Source organism: Pseudomonas sp. TE6288, from assembly GCF_054062095.1.
This window is the reverse complement of sequence record NZ_JBSSEW010000006.1, coordinates 246,870-259,550: the sequence shown is the minus strand read 5'-3', so window position 1 is coordinate 259,550 and position 12,681 is coordinate 246,870. Positions and strand designations below refer to the sequence as shown.

13 protein-coding genes are annotated in these 12,681 nt (G+C 64.2%); 8 read left to right on the top strand and 5 right to left on the bottom strand.

What is annotated here, in order from left to right:
• Positions 1–239: 239 nt before the first annotated feature.
• Positions 240–992 (bottom strand): methyltransferase domain-containing protein, encoded by a 753-nt coding sequence (locus ACVWY1_RS08640; RefSeq protein WP_102682259.1) that lies wholly within the window; start codon positions 990–992, stop codon positions 240–242.
• Between the two features lie 264 nt (positions 993–1,256).
• Between ACVWY1_RS08640 and ACVWY1_RS08635 the strand changes: the two genes are divergently transcribed.
• The 3 genes from ACVWY1_RS08635 (at position 1,257) to ACVWY1_RS08625 (ending at position 3,925) form a co-directional block, all read left to right on the top strand.
• Complete coding sequence (locus tag ACVWY1_RS08635; protein WP_277503883.1) at positions 1,257–1,922, top strand: class I SAM-dependent methyltransferase; 666 nt, start codon at positions 1,257–1,259, stop codon at positions 1,920–1,922.
• 297 nt (positions 1,923–2,219) lie between these two features.
• On the top strand, positions 2,220–3,524 hold the full coding sequence (locus tag ACVWY1_RS08630) for an MFS transporter (RefSeq protein ID WP_277503881.1): 1,305 nt from the start codon (positions 2,220–2,222) through the stop codon (positions 3,522–3,524).
• Between the two features lie 92 nt (positions 3,525–3,616).
• Entirely contained in the window at positions 3,617–3,925 is a 309-nt protein-coding gene (locus ACVWY1_RS08625) for a hypothetical protein (RefSeq protein ID WP_102682262.1), read from the top strand.
• 19 nt (positions 3,926–3,944) lie between these two features.
• Here ACVWY1_RS08625 and ACVWY1_RS08620 read toward each other — a convergent pair whose 3' ends face one another.
• Positions 3,945–4,877, bottom strand: coding sequence for a LysR family transcriptional regulator (locus tag ACVWY1_RS08620; RefSeq protein ID WP_046855759.1), 933 nt, complete (start codon positions 4,875–4,877; stop codon positions 3,945–3,947).
• Positions 4,878–4,992: 115 nt separating this feature from the next.
• Here ACVWY1_RS08620 and ACVWY1_RS08615 point away from each other — a divergent pair, with 115 nt between their 5' ends.
• Both ACVWY1_RS08615 and ACVWY1_RS08610 read left to right on the top strand, forming a co-directional pair.
• On the top strand, positions 4,993–5,238 hold the full coding sequence (locus ACVWY1_RS08615; RefSeq protein ID WP_046855760.1) for a DUF2790 domain-containing protein: 246 nt from the start codon (positions 4,993–4,995) through the stop codon (positions 5,236–5,238).
• A gap of 100 nt (positions 5,239–5,338) precedes the next feature.
• Complete coding sequence (locus tag ACVWY1_RS08610) at positions 5,339–6,643, top strand: MFS transporter (RefSeq protein ID WP_277503877.1); 1,305 nt, start codon at positions 5,339–5,341, stop codon at positions 6,641–6,643.
• 6 nt (positions 6,644–6,649) lie between these two features.
• On the opposite strand, the gene ACVWY1_RS08605 is transcribed toward ACVWY1_RS08610, so the two are convergent.
• Positions 6,650–7,345: a tRNA (adenine(22)-N(1))-methyltransferase gene (locus ACVWY1_RS08605; protein WP_346843260.1), complete on the bottom strand. Its 696-nt coding sequence runs from the start codon at positions 7,343–7,345 to the stop codon at positions 6,650–6,652.
• A 168-nt stretch (positions 7,346–7,513) separates the two neighbouring features.
• Here ACVWY1_RS08605 and ACVWY1_RS08600 point away from each other — a divergent pair, with 168 nt between their 5' ends.
• On the top strand, positions 7,514–7,894 hold the full coding sequence (locus ACVWY1_RS08600; protein WP_277503876.1) for a RidA family protein: 381 nt from the start codon (positions 7,514–7,516) through the stop codon (positions 7,892–7,894).
• A 51-nt stretch (positions 7,895–7,945) separates the two neighbouring features.
• On the opposite strand, the gene ACVWY1_RS08595 is transcribed toward ACVWY1_RS08600, so the two are convergent.
• Positions 7,946–8,788, bottom strand: a complete 843-nt coding sequence (locus tag ACVWY1_RS08595) for an RHS repeat-associated core domain-containing protein (RefSeq protein ID WP_277503874.1) — start codon at positions 8,786–8,788, stop codon at positions 7,946–7,948.
• 182 nt (positions 8,789–8,970) lie between these two features.
• Between ACVWY1_RS08595 and ACVWY1_RS08590 the strand changes: the two genes are divergently transcribed.
• Positions 8,971–10,971: a peptidase U32 family protein gene (locus ACVWY1_RS08590; protein ID WP_457378121.1), complete on the top strand. Its 2,001-nt coding sequence runs from the start codon at positions 8,971–8,973 to the stop codon at positions 10,969–10,971.
• Between the two features lie 83 nt (positions 10,972–11,054).
• Complete coding sequence (locus ACVWY1_RS08585; protein WP_457378120.1) at positions 11,055–11,945, top strand: universal stress protein; 891 nt, start codon at positions 11,055–11,057, stop codon at positions 11,943–11,945.
• Positions 11,946–12,018: 73 nt separating this feature from the next.
• Here ACVWY1_RS08585 and ACVWY1_RS08580 read toward each other — a convergent pair whose 3' ends face one another.
• The gene (locus ACVWY1_RS08580) at positions 12,019–12,540 is read right to left on the bottom strand and encodes an acyloxyacyl hydrolase (RefSeq protein WP_277503867.1); all 522 of its coding nucleotides are present in this window, start codon (positions 12,538–12,540) and stop codon (positions 12,019–12,021) included.
• Between the last annotated feature and the right edge of the window lie 141 nt (positions 12,541–12,681).

Genomic DNA, 12,681 nt, shown 5'->3' with positions numbered 1-12,681 from the left:
ATGCCCGTCACCTCCCTGCGCAAGCCCTCCGTTCGGCCTCCTGAAGTCGCAATTTGTGTCGCCTGAACTATCGCGCGCTTAGAAGCAAAAGCAGAAGAAGAGGAAGAGGAAGAGGAAGAGGAAGAGGAAGAGGAAGAGGAAGAAATACAAGTTTCTGCTTGGCGCTTTAATATTTAAAATGCTTCAGCCATCACACTAACTTAACACCACTGACACCTCACGCAATTTAACTACATGACTCACCGCTTGCGCGCACAAATACCGAAGGCGACATCACCGATATAGATATCCTGCGACCGTCGCCGCTCGGCATCCAACCGCGCCTGCAGGGTGTCGATCCCCACCTGCCGCGCCGTGGCCACGCCGTGGGCAATGATCCGCGGCAGGCAAGCGCGGATGATCTCGCCCAGCGGGTAGGCGTTGCCGGGCGTCTGCACCAGGCATTCGGCACGCAAGTCCTCGACCATCAGGCCCGCTTCGCTGAACACACGGTGCAGGTTGAAGCCGATATGCAGGTCCGCCCCCTCATAGGCAAGCATGCGCCGCAACCATTGCTGGGCCTTGTGGTGCAAGGGGAATGATGCCTGGCTGGCCGGAGCCAGGCTGCCGTCGTGCTCCTGGAAGATCATCAACCCGCCAGGCAGCAGGGACCGGGTCATCGCCCGCAACGCCTTGGCCGGATCCGCCTGGTACATCAGTACCCGTCGCCCGACGATGGCGTCGAACAACCCAAGGGTCGCGGGTAACGCACACAGTTCGGCAGCCACGAACTCAGGTACAGCCGCCCCTTGGCGGCCTTCACGCTGGCGCGCAACCTCCAGGGCGCCAGCCGCCCGGTCGATACCCACCACCGCGCCGTCACCGCCTACCAGGCCGGCCAGCAGCCAGCTCACATCGCCACTGCCGCACCCGACATCGAGCACGCGCATGCCGGGGCCGATGCCGGCATCGACCAGCAGGCGCGTGGTGAAATCCGCTTTCGCAAGTGCCATGCCATGCTCCTTCCCAGGGACGCCAGTGTGCAGAGCAAAGGGGCATGCGCACAAGACTGGCCTATCCTAGTGTGGTGTTTCACAAATAACGACCATACCTCGCGGTGCTTTTTGCGCTCATGCGGCGTTGTCACTCCTCGCCGTAGCTGAGCTACGACTCGTCGCGACGCCTTGCCTGAGCGCAAAAATCACTCGCGAGTTATTGGTCGTATTTGCAAAACACCACACTAGAGCCACCCGCCACCCTCGGACCCGAGCACCCCCATGGTTACCGACCCACTGCTGGACAGCTGGCAGCACAACGCCCAGGCCTGGATCGAAGCCGTACGCTCCGGCGCCATCGAGTCCCGCCAGCAGGTCACCGACCAGGCGATACTCCTGGCCGTGCTCGGCCAGCAGCCCGGTCGGGTGCTGGATCTGGGCTGCGGCGAGGGTTGGCTGCTCCGTGCCCTGGCCGCACGGGGGATCGATGCGGTCGGGGTGGATGGCGATGCGACTCTTGTCGCCGCCGCACGCGCAGCAGGTTCGGCGCAGGTCCACCTGGCCAGCTATGAACAAGTGATCACAGGCGTGCAGGGCATCAACCACGAGCATGACCTGATCTGCGCCAACTTCGCCCTGCTCCAGCAAGACATCATTCCCCTGCTCACGGCCATGCGGAATCTGCTGCGGCCCGACGGCACGCTGCTGATCCAGACCCTGCACCCCTGGACGGCAGCCGCCGGCAACTACCAGGATGGCTGGCGCGAGGAGTCATTCGTCGGGTTCGCCGGCGACTGGCGCCCGATGCCATGGTACTTCCGCACCCTCGGCAGCTGGCTGAAGGCACTGGAGCTGGCGGGCTTCACCCTGGTCGAACTGCAGGAGCCGCAACATCCGCAGAGCCAGGTGCCGCAATCCCTGCTGCTGGTCGCGCGTAAAACGGCCTGACCCCTGCGGCCTCTCGTCGCAGCCTTTTCCCTCTTGGCAAATCCTGTACAGGCCTTAAAATCCCGCCTCCTTTTCGCCCGTCGCCCCAACCGGTGGCAAGCCCCCGCAAAGACCGCGTCCGTGCCTCACACATCGCGCATGTGCCACAGGCTCAACCGCCCCGCCCGGCCTTCACCCAACAGGCCCCGCGGTTGACTCTTGCCAAGCTCGCATCCCGCCCAGGCCGCACTGTACGTCGCTGTCCGGCACGTGCAGCCGAAAAGGTGCTTCTGAGCTCTTTCCAACCTTGAGGTAACTATGTCTGTGCGTTTGCTGGCGATGGCGCTGGCACCCCTGCTCGGCCTGTTCATCATTGCCCTGGGCAATGGCGTGCTGTCTTCCCTGACCACCCTGCGCCTTGGCGCCGCCGGCGAATCGGCGACCATGATCGGCGTGGTGTCCTCGGCCTACTTCATCGGCCTGACCCTCGGCGCAGTCTTCAACGACCGGTTGATCCTGCGCATCGGTCATATCCGCGCCTACAGCAGCTTCGCTGCCTTGATCGGCGCAACCATCCTGCTCCAGGGCTTGTTCTACGACACCACCTGGTGGTTCGTGCTGCGGCTGATCAACGGCTGGGCGGCGGTCGGCGTGTTCCTGGTGATCGAGAGCTGGTTGCTGCTGGCCGGTGACGCGAAGATCCGTGGGCGTCTGCTGGCGCTGTACATGATCGCCTTCTACGGTGCCGGGGTGATCGCCCAGGCCGCCCTGGGCGAGGTCACTGGCTGGGGCGAGACCGCGCCGTTCATGGTCGCCGGCATGCTCGCCACGCTGTCGGTGCTGCCGATCGTGATCCTGCCCCGGGTATCGCCACTGCTGGATCAGGTCGAGCCGCTCAAACCGCGGCAACTGCTGGGCGTGGCGCCGACCGGGCTGGTTGGCTGCTTCGGCTCGGGGGTCGCCATCGCCGGGATCTATGCCTTGCTGCCGCTGTACCTGCAACGCATCGGCCTGGACGTCGGCGAGACCGGCGACATGATGGCCTGGGTGATCCTCGGCGCCATGCTGCTACAGTACCCGGTCGGGCGCTGGTCCGACCGCAAGGATCGCCAGGACGTGCTGATCGCCCTGGCCGCCCTGTGTACCGTGCTGTCGGTTTTGATCGTGCTGCTGCCAGCCGACACCGTGCTGCTGCCGGCGCTGCTGTTCCTGCTCGGCGGCGGCGTGTTCGCGCTGTACCCGGTGGCCGTCAGCAGCGCCGCCGACCGCGCCCCGGCCGACGCGCTGGTGCCGATGATCCAGGGGCTGCTGCTGATCAACTCGCTGGGCTCGGCCATGGCCCCACTGGCCATTTCGCCGATGATGACTGCCTACGGCGAAGTCGGCCTGTTCTGGGCCTTCGCCGTGATCAACCTGGCCATGGTCGGGTTCTTCCTGTGGCGTCGCGGCAAACGCCCGGCACCGGAGCACCCGGCGCCGTTCGCGCCGACCGCAACCTTCTCGCCAACCGGCGCGGAACTGCGGGTGACCGAAGACCTGATGCACGCGGCGCAGGAGCATCCGACGCTGGAGGCGATGGATGCCATGCCCGGCCAACAGACGCCTCGTCCTGACGCCCACTGACGGCTGACGCCAAGGACCGCCCGTCGCTTGACGGGCACCTTGGCGTCGCCGTGATAGCCCAACCATGACAGTCATCCGACAGGAGATTCATCATGGTCAATCCACGTCCCCTCGCCTTGCTGCTGGCCTTGATACTGGGCAGCAGCACCACCCTCGCCCTCGCCGCCACCGACACGAACGGGAGCGGCACGCACAAAGAGCACACTACCGAGCAAGGCAAGACCGCCGGTGAAGGCAGCAGCGTCAACAGCCCCGGTGGCAAGGATAACGACAGCAGTGACACTGGTACCGACTCTGACGCCGCCGACGGTGCCGCTGGCGGCTCCAACAGTACCGGAGAAGCCACCGGCAGCGGCGCTGGGGCTTCTGGTGGCAGCGCCGAGGATCAGGACAGCCGGTGACCCGCGAAGCGCACGGCCTTCAACGCCAGTATCGGGGCTCGTCCACCACGCGCTGGTGCTCGGCGAACAACAACGGCAGCTGCTCCTTGAGAAAGTCCAGCCAGGTGCGCACCTTGGCGTCCAGGTAATGCCGTGACGGATAGATCGCATAGATCTCGCGCTGGCGCAGCCGATGCGGCGCCAGCAACCGGCACAAGCGCCCCTCCTGCATCGCCTGGCTCGCCGAGTAGTACGGCAACAAGCCCACCCCCATGCCCAGTTCGGTGGCCTTGAGCATGGCGTCTGCAACGTTGGTGAGGAAGGTGTCCTGGGGCACGATCACGCAATTGTCGGGGTGGCCTTCGAACGACCAGTCCTCCTCGAACAGCGGGTCGACGGTGCGCAGGCAGACGTGCCCGTGCAAGTCCTCGGGGCGCTCGGGTACGCCGTGACGGGCAAGGTAATCCGGGGATGCGCACAGGATGCTGTGGATGCTGCCCAGCGGGATGGCGATCAGTTGCGAGTCCGGCAGGCCCTGGCCGATGGTGATCACCACGTCGTGCCCTTCGGCAAGTGGGTCGGGGTTGCGCTGCGACAGGGTCAACTCCATCACCACTTCCGGGCAGGTCGCGTTGTAGCGCGCCACCAGCGGCATCATCAATAGCCCCAGGCCATGGGTGCAGTGAAAACGCAGGCGGCCACGGGGGGTGAGGTGGGCGCCGCGCGCCTCGTCCACCGCCTCCTCGGTGAGCAGCATGATCTGCCGGGTGCGCTCGAGAAAACGCTCGCCCGCCTCGCTCATGCGCAGGCGCCGGGTGGTGCGGTGCAGCAGGCGGGTCTGCAGCTGGTTCTCGAGCTCGGCGACGATCCGCGACACCTGCGCGGCGGAAATATCCAGGGCCTGGGCGGCCCCGGCGAAGCTGCCGCATTCCACTACCCGGGCGAAGGTTCGCATCGCATGCAGCATGTCCATGGGCAGGCACCCTCATTCATACATGAAAGGCAGGAATCTATCACGGGATAGCCCATTTATTGTGAAACACAAATGAATGGATCATTAGCTATCCGCAATAAATGAGGTACCTGTCATGAAACGTTCGATTGCCCTGCTCGCCCTCAGCGCCACCCTCGCCTCGTTCGGCGCCTTCGCCGACAACAGCCCCAGCACCTACGAATACGGCATGCCGCTGGACATCGCCAAGGTCATTTCGATCACTCCGGCCAGCAACGACGCCGATTGCCAGGTCGGTACGGCGCACATGGTCTACGTCGACCACCAGGGCCAGACCCGCGAAGTCGACTACCGCCAGATGGGCAACTGCTCGCAGCTGTAACCCCATGGCAAAAATACCAGCCATCTTGCTGAAAGTGCATTTGCCCGCCTGACACGGCGTCGCATGATCTGCCGGGACAACAACAAGAACGTCCCGGACCATGAATACGATCGATACCTCCACGGCGCCGTCCGTGCGCGCCTGCGACGCTACCCACACCCGCATCACCTGGCGGCTGATGCCGCTGCTGCTGGTGTGCTACCTGTTCGCCCACCTGGACCGCATCAACATCGGCTTCGCCAAGATGCAGATGAGTGCCGACCTGGGTTTTTCCGACACTGTCTACGGCCTGGGGGCCGGCCTGTTCTTCATCGCCTATGCGCTGTTCGGCGTGCCCAGCAACCTGGCCCTGGAGCGGGTCGGCCCACGGCGCTGGATCGCCACCCTGATGGTGGTCTGGGGATTGTTGTCGAGCGGCATGATGTGGGTGCAGGACGCCGCCGGGTTCTATGCCTTGCGCTTTCTGCTGGGAATGGCCGAGGCCGGTTTCTTCCCCGGCATCCTCGTGGTGCTCAATCGCTGGTATCCGGCCCGGCGCCGCGCCCAGATCACGGCACTGTTCGCCATCGCCGTGCCCTTGGCCGGAGTGGTCGGCGGGCCGCTGTCCGGCGGCATCCTGCAGGCGTTTCACGATCAGGGCGGCATGCGGGGCTGGCAGTGGATGTTCCTGATCGAGGGGCTGCCGGTGGTGTTGCTCGGGCTGGTGGTGCTCAAGGCCCTGCCGGACAGTTTCGAGCAGGTGGCTTGGCTCACCGCCGATCAGAAGCGTGCAATGCGCGAGGAAATGGCCCGCGAGGAGCGGCACAAGCCGATCGACTCGATGCGCGGGCTGCTGGGCGACGCCCATGTCTGGTTGCTGGTGGCGATCTATTTCGCGGTGATGCTGGCAGTCAACACCCTGGCCTTCTGGATGCCCAGCCTGATTCACGGCGCCGGCATCGGCAGCGATGGCCAGGTCGGCCTGCTCAGCGCCATCCCTTATCTGGCCGGTTGTCTGTTCATGCTCGGCTGCGGACGCTCGTCCGACCGTCACCGCGAACGCCGCTGGCACCTGGGCGGGCCGTTGCTGATGGCCGCCGCCGGCATCGCCCTGGCCGGATGGGCACCGGACGACCCCTGGCTGGTCATGAGTGGGTTGGTGGTCGCAGGCATGGGCGCCAGCGCCGCGCTGCCGATGTTCTGGCAACTGCCGCCGGCCTTCCTGGCGGGCGGCACCCAGGCCGCCGGCATCGCCATGATCAGTTCGTTCGGCAGTATCGCCTCGTTCGCCGCGCCTTACCTGATCGGCTGGATGCGCGACAGCACTGCCAGCCCGGGCCTGGCCTTGCAGGTACTGGCCGTGGCCATCGTACTGGGCGCCGTACTGGTGATGAAGGTGCCAGCCAACGTGGTCAACCCAAGGTGAGGCGCTTCACGCCAGCAACTCGGTAATCCACAGCGCCTGACGGGTGATATCGCGCACCTTTTCCTCGGGCACTGGCTGGCGCGCCCGGGCGAAATTGGCCAGGGTCTGGTGTTTCTGGCGCAGCATGCGTTGCCACTTGAACAGGAACGCCGGGCTGCGCGCCTGCATCAGCAGCGGGCCGAAGTACAGCTGCTCGGCGCTGTAGCTGACCGACTCGGCACGTTCGGCGACGATGATTTCGTAGTCGAAACGGTTTTCACGCAACACTTCCTCGCAGACGATCCGATAGCCGTTGTCCATCAGCCACTGGCGCAGCGCCTGTTCACCGCCGTTGGGTTGCAGTACCAACCGCTCGTGGCCGCCCAGGTGTTGCCTGCCGACCTCGAGGATGTCGCGAATGGTCTCGCCGCCCATGCCGCAGATACTGACTGCGGTGATGCCATCATTTGGCTCGATGGCCGCCAGGCCACTGGCATGGCGCACGGTGATGCGGTCTTCCAGGCCGTTTTCGCGCACTGTGCGCTGCGCGGCCTGGTAAGGCGTCAGCGCCACTTCGCCGGCCACGGCCGCGACAATCGCGCCTCGACGCGCCAGCGCCACCGGCAGGTAGCCATGGTCCGAGCCGATATCGGCCAGTCGCGCACCCGCCGGCACATGGGCTGCCACGCGCTCCAGGCGCATGGACAATGTGTGTTCGTTCAACGCAAGCCTCTTTTCACGACCAGGGCCCGGCGCCTGTGGCCGGGTGGGGGGCGATTCTGCCGGTCCCGGCCAGGTATTTCAAATGCCCGCGACCGACCGCCCTGCCTCGACCTGCCCTGCCTGCTCGCGTAGGCTTGGCGGTTTCCTTCCGTTGCAAGGCGAAACCCCATGGCACACAGCGACATCATCTACACCCCCGACCCGGACGCCGACTCGATCTCCTCGGACGTTGCCGAGTACAACGGCATCCTGGTCAGCACCCAGATCCCCGTGCACGCCGACGGCAGCCTAGAGCTGGGCGACATCACCAAACAGTGCGAATGCACCCTGCAGGCTTTGAAAGATGCCCTGGAGCGCGCCGGCAGCTCGATGGACCGGGTGTTGCACCTGACCATCTACCTGACCGACATGGCCGATCGGGCGGCGTTCAACGAGGTGTACCAGCGGTTCTTCAGCAAGCCATGGCCGGTGCGTGCGGCGGTGGGCGTGGCTTCGCTGGCGTTCGAAGGGATGCGTGTGGAAGTAACGGCGATGGCGGCCAAGGGCTGAGATCTGCTCATGGGCCGCCTATGGCGCGGCCCTATGACGACTGGTCCTTCATCAAACGCTGCTTTCTTGTGGTCCATCGCGCAATGCCGCATTAAGCGTCTCACCAACACCAATTGCCACCTGGCCCATAGGTGACGTCTGAGCTCGCACCCTTTTCTCTTGGTACATATCGTTGATATCAACCTGCAACGCCTTTGCCTTGGCGCCAAAATTGACCTCTTGGCTAGATGAGAGCATGTCAGAAATCTTGGAAATCGAAGCGGCACCGACGACCGCGCCAAGCAAGCCCAACTCCGTAGCCCAATGACCACCGCCCTCCTCCGTGGCGCCTAGATATAGGCCTGCCCCCCATCCAACAACAGCTGAAGTTGTACTAGTCAGCGCTCCAACAACATGGGTAGCCCTCTGCATGAATGTCACAGGTTGACCCGCCAGCTCTTCAAGCTGGTTGTCTATCAGTATTTGCCGATTTTCCGAGTAGACGGACATGTCCCATAACTGTTTTAAATGATGGGGTGCCTCGTTCGCACCAGCCGTGCCTACTGCAGAGGCCGCCGTGACCAGGAGTGATCTGACAAAAGTCCTCTCAGTACCCCGGGAATCATGGAAGTTGATCGGATCACCCTGACAGTACGCAAAAGCATTGATCCCCCCCGCCCCAAACGGACTCAACCGATCAGGCGAGTTGAACCGCATCAGCAATGGATTGAAGGTCCGATACCCGTTGCCCAGGTGATAATGGCCCGTCAACGAATCGCGGGGCTGGCCGCAATAGGCCAACAGAGCCCCGCGCTTATCGGAAACGGCCCCATACGGCGCATAAGCCCTGGGCAGGCTGGAGCTCCCCAGCACTGATCGCTGCTGGTCGATCACGGACAAACGGCTGGAAGTCATCGCATAACCTTTTTGCAGAACGATTTTGGACCCGACGCTATCACTATCGCGCCGCACGCATAACTGACAAAAATGCCAGGCCCTTTACCACCGTTTGGGCAAGTTCATCGGTTATGGATGCCCCCGCCCCGTTTCACCGCTACAATGCCCGTCTTACCGTGACAGCCCGAACCTATAACGACATGTCCCTTCCAAAGCACCACCTGGAACTGCTCAGCCCTGCCCGTGACGTGAGCATCGCCCGCGAGGCGATCCTGCACGGCGCCGACGCCATCTACATCGGCGGCCCGAGCTTTGGCGCGCGCCATAACGCCTGTAACGAAGTGAGCGATATCGCCGAGCTGGTCGAGTTCGCCCGGCGCTACCATGCCCGCGTGTTCACCACCATCAACACCATCCTCCACGACAACGAGCTGGAGCCAGCACGCAAGCTGATCCACCAGCTGTACGACGCCGGTGTCGACGCGCTGATCGTGCAGGACCTGGGGGTGATGGAGCTGGATATCCCGCCGATCGAGCTGCATGCCAGCACCCAGACCGATATCCGCACCCTGGAGCGGGCCAAGTTCCTCGACCAGGCCGGTTTCTCCCAGCTGGTACTGGCCCGCGAGCTGAACTTGCAGCAGATCCGCGCCATCGCCGCCGAGACCGACGCGGCCATCGAGTTCTTCATCCACGGCGCGCTGTGCGTGGCCTTCTCCGGCCAGTGCAACATCTCCCACGCCCAGACCGGGCGCAGCGCCAACCGCGGCGACTGCTCCCAGGCCTGCCGCCTGCCGTACACCCTCAAGGACGACCAGGGCCGCGTGGTCGCCTTCGAGAAGCACCTGCTGTCGATGAAGGACAACAACCAGACCGCCAACCTGCGCGACCTGGTCGATGCCGGCGTGCGCTCGTTCAAGATCGAAGGTCGTTACAAGGACATGGGCTATGTGAAGAACATCACCGCCCACTACCGCAAGGAGCTCGACGCCATCCTCGAGGACCGCCCCGAGTTGGCTCGCGCCTCCAGTGGCCGCACCGAACACTTCTTCGTGCCGGACCCGGACAAGACCTTCCACCGTGGCAGCACCGACTACTTTGTCAGCGACCGCAAGATCGACATCGGCGCCTTCGACTCCCCAACCTTCACTGGCCTGCCAGTGGGCGTGGTCGAGAAAGTCGGCAAGCGCGACCTGCTGGTGACCACCGATGTCCCGCTGACCAACGGCGACGGCCTCAATGTGCTGGTCAAGCGTGAAGTCGTGGGCTTCCGCGCCAACATCGCCGAGCTGAAAAGCGAATCCGAGGAGGACGGCCAGAAGCGCTACCGCTACCGCGTCGAGCCCAACGAGATGCCCGAGGGCCTGTACAAGCTACGCCCCAACCATCCGCTTTCGCGCAACCTCGACCACAACTGGCAACAGGCGCTGCAGCGTACGTCGTCCGAGCGCCGGGTGGCTGTCGAATGGCATGCCGTACTGCGTGAGCAGCGCCTGATGCTGACCCTCGGCAGCGAGGAAGGCGTCAGCGTGCAGGTCGCCCTGGACGGCCCGTTCGGCGCCGCCAACAAGCCGGAACAGGCGCTCGAGCAACTGCACGACCTGCTCGGCCAGTTGGGTACCACGATGTACCACGCCGACGCCATCGAACTCGATGCGCCCCAGGCGTTCTTCATTCCCAACTCGCAACTCAAGGCCCTGCGTCGCGAGGCCATCGAGGCACTGACCGAAGCGCGGGTCAAGGCCCACCCGCGTGGCGGGCGCAAGGCCGAGACCACGCCACCGCCGGTGTACCCCGAGTCGCACCTGTCGTTCCTGGCCAACGTCTACAACCAGAAGGCCCGCGACTTCTACCACCGCCACGGCGTGCAATTGATCGACGCGGCCTACGAGGCCCATGAAGAGCACGGCGAGGTGCCGGTGATGATCACCAAGCACTGCCTGCGCTTCTCCTTCAACCTGTGCCCCAAGCAGGCCAAGGGTGTGACCGGCGTGCGCACCAAGGTGGCGCCGATGCAGCTGATCCAGGGCGATGAAGTGCTTACCCTGAAGTTCGACTGCAAGCCTTGCGAGATGCATGTGATCGGCAAGATGAAGAGCCATATCATCGACCTGCCGACCCCAGGCAGCGCAGTGGCCCAGGTGGTCGGGCACATCAGCCCGGAAGACCTGCTCAAGACCATCCCGCGCGCGCCGCACTGAGGCATGACCCGTCGTCGCTCCAGCGGACTTCACCGGCGACGGGTCTAGACTGAACAGGGGGCTGCCACACGTGGAGGTGTGAGATGAGCCAGTTCAAGCGATTGTTGGTCATGCTCGGCCCGCAGATGCGCCATACGCCTGCCCTGCAGCGCGCTGCGGCATTGGCCGAGTCCAGCGGGGCACTGCTGGACCTCAACGTCTTCGTCGACGATGTCGACACCTTTGGCCTGATGAGCGACAGCCGCGAGCGCGAACGCCTGCTCGAGGACAACCGCCAATGGCTGGCCGACGAGGCCGAGCAACTGCGTAATGCCGGCCTGGATGTCTCTACCGAACTGCTGCTGACCCGTGATCCACTGGGCAGCGTGCTGGCGCAGATCGAGCGGCTGGGCTGCGACCTGCTGGTCAAGGACGTGCAGCACGAACCCATCCTCAAGCGCCTGCTGGTCACCCCGCTGGACTGGCAACTGCTCAAGGACAGCCCGGTGGCGGTGCACCTGGTCAGCGACATCCGCCTGCCTTTGCCCCGACAGATCGCCGCCGCGGTCGACCTCAACAGCCATGGTGCCGGCGAGCACCTGGACGACGCGGTGATTCGCAGCGCCCATGCCCTGGCCCTGCAGTGCAACGCCGAACTGCACCTGTTGCATGTGTGTGATGCGGCCAGGACCCATATCGCCGACTTCGGCGCCGGCACCGTGACCATGCCCGGTTTCGATACCAGCGTGCGTACAGCCCAGCGCACGGCATTCAACCGCCTGGGCGATCACTACCAGATCGACCTAGAACGTCGCCACTTCCTCGAAGGGCCGGCGGTCAAGGCGATCACCCAATACATCGCCGCTCACCGGGTAGATGTGATCGTCATGGGCAATCACCGACACGATGCGTTGCAGGCGTTTCTCGGCGGCACCACGGCGCATGTGCTGGAGCATCCGTTGTGTAATGTGCTGGCGATCAAGGCGGTGCGCTGAATGCCATCGAGGGGCAAGCCCACTCCCGCAGTGCGGGAGCAGACCTGCCCCTCGATCGGTAGCTTGCGTGGACTCAGAACGCCTTGCTGTAGAACAGCGAGTACGACTCGATCCCGTCGTTAGGCTGCTTCAGCCCGGCGTTGGAGTAATGCATGGCGCGGATGCCGATCTTCTGCTCCGCCGGCAGCTTCAGGCCGAAACCGATCCGGTCCTCGAAGTTCACCGACGAGCCAAGGCGCTGGTCGCCCACGTCGGTCTTGGAGAACGCCGCCAGGCCAATACCCGCCTCGATGAAGGGGGTGTAGGTAAAGCCACTGAATTCATAGACGAACACCGGGCTGATCGACAGCGAGTGGGCCCCACTGGCCTCGCCGCCTTCCCAGTAGGTGTAGGCCGCATCCCAGTATCCGGTCAGGTGCCCGGTGCTGCTTTCCAGCCATTTCTTGTCCCAATCGAAGGACAGGCCGATGCGGTAGGTCATGTCGCCCTGGCCAGTGGCGCCCACGGCACCAGACATCTGCGCGGCCTGGGCCAGGTTGGCGCCGGCGAGTGCCAGCACGGTGGCTGCCAACGTTGTGGCGAAACGGGTTCTCATCAAATGACTTCTCCTGATGGTCTTCACGGACAGGTCCGCGAGGTGCGCGTACCTGCGACAATCGGGGGCTGGGCCCCTCGTTCTGCACCCGCCACCCGGCACATCCAACCGGGTTACAAGTGGTAATACTTCTTTGATTAT

Excerpts from the sequence above, each read along its gene's own strand:
- ACVWY1_RS08640 (WP_102682259.1), bottom strand. The coding sequence starts at position 992 with ATGGCACTTGCGAAAGCGGATTTCACCACGCGCCTGCTGGTCGATGCC.
- ACVWY1_RS08635 (WP_277503883.1), top strand. The coding sequence starts at position 1,257 with ATGGTTACCGACCCACTGCTGGACAGCTGGCAGCACAACGCCCAGGCC.
- ACVWY1_RS08630 (WP_277503881.1), top strand. The coding sequence starts at position 2,220 with ATGTCTGTGCGTTTGCTGGCGATGGCGCTGGCACCCCTGCTCGGCCTG.
- ACVWY1_RS08625 (WP_102682262.1), top strand. The coding sequence starts at position 3,617 with ATGGTCAATCCACGTCCCCTCGCCTTGCTGCTGGCCTTGATACTGGGC.
- ACVWY1_RS08620 (WP_046855759.1), bottom strand. The coding sequence starts at position 4,877 with ATGGACATGCTGCATGCGATGCGAACCTTCGCCCGGGTAGTGGAATGC.
- ACVWY1_RS08615 (WP_046855760.1), top strand. The coding sequence starts at position 4,993 with ATGAAACGTTCGATTGCCCTGCTCGCCCTCAGCGCCACCCTCGCCTCG.
- ACVWY1_RS08610 (WP_277503877.1), top strand. The coding sequence starts at position 5,339 with ATGAATACGATCGATACCTCCACGGCGCCGTCCGTGCGCGCCTGCGAC.
- ACVWY1_RS08600 (WP_277503876.1), top strand. The coding sequence starts at position 7,514 with ATGGCACACAGCGACATCATCTACACCCCCGACCCGGACGCCGACTCG.
- ACVWY1_RS08595 (WP_277503874.1), bottom strand. The coding sequence starts at position 8,788 with ATGACTTCCAGCCGTTTGTCCGTGATCGACCAGCAGCGATCAGTGCTG.
- ACVWY1_RS08590 (WP_457378121.1), top strand. The coding sequence starts at position 8,971 with ATGTCCCTTCCAAAGCACCACCTGGAACTGCTCAGCCCTGCCCGTGAC.
- ACVWY1_RS08585 (WP_457378120.1), top strand. The coding sequence starts at position 11,055 with ATGAGCCAGTTCAAGCGATTGTTGGTCATGCTCGGCCCGCAGATGCGC.
- ACVWY1_RS08580 (WP_277503867.1), bottom strand. The coding sequence starts at position 12,540 with ATGAGAACCCGTTTCGCCACAACGTTGGCAGCCACCGTGCTGGCACTC.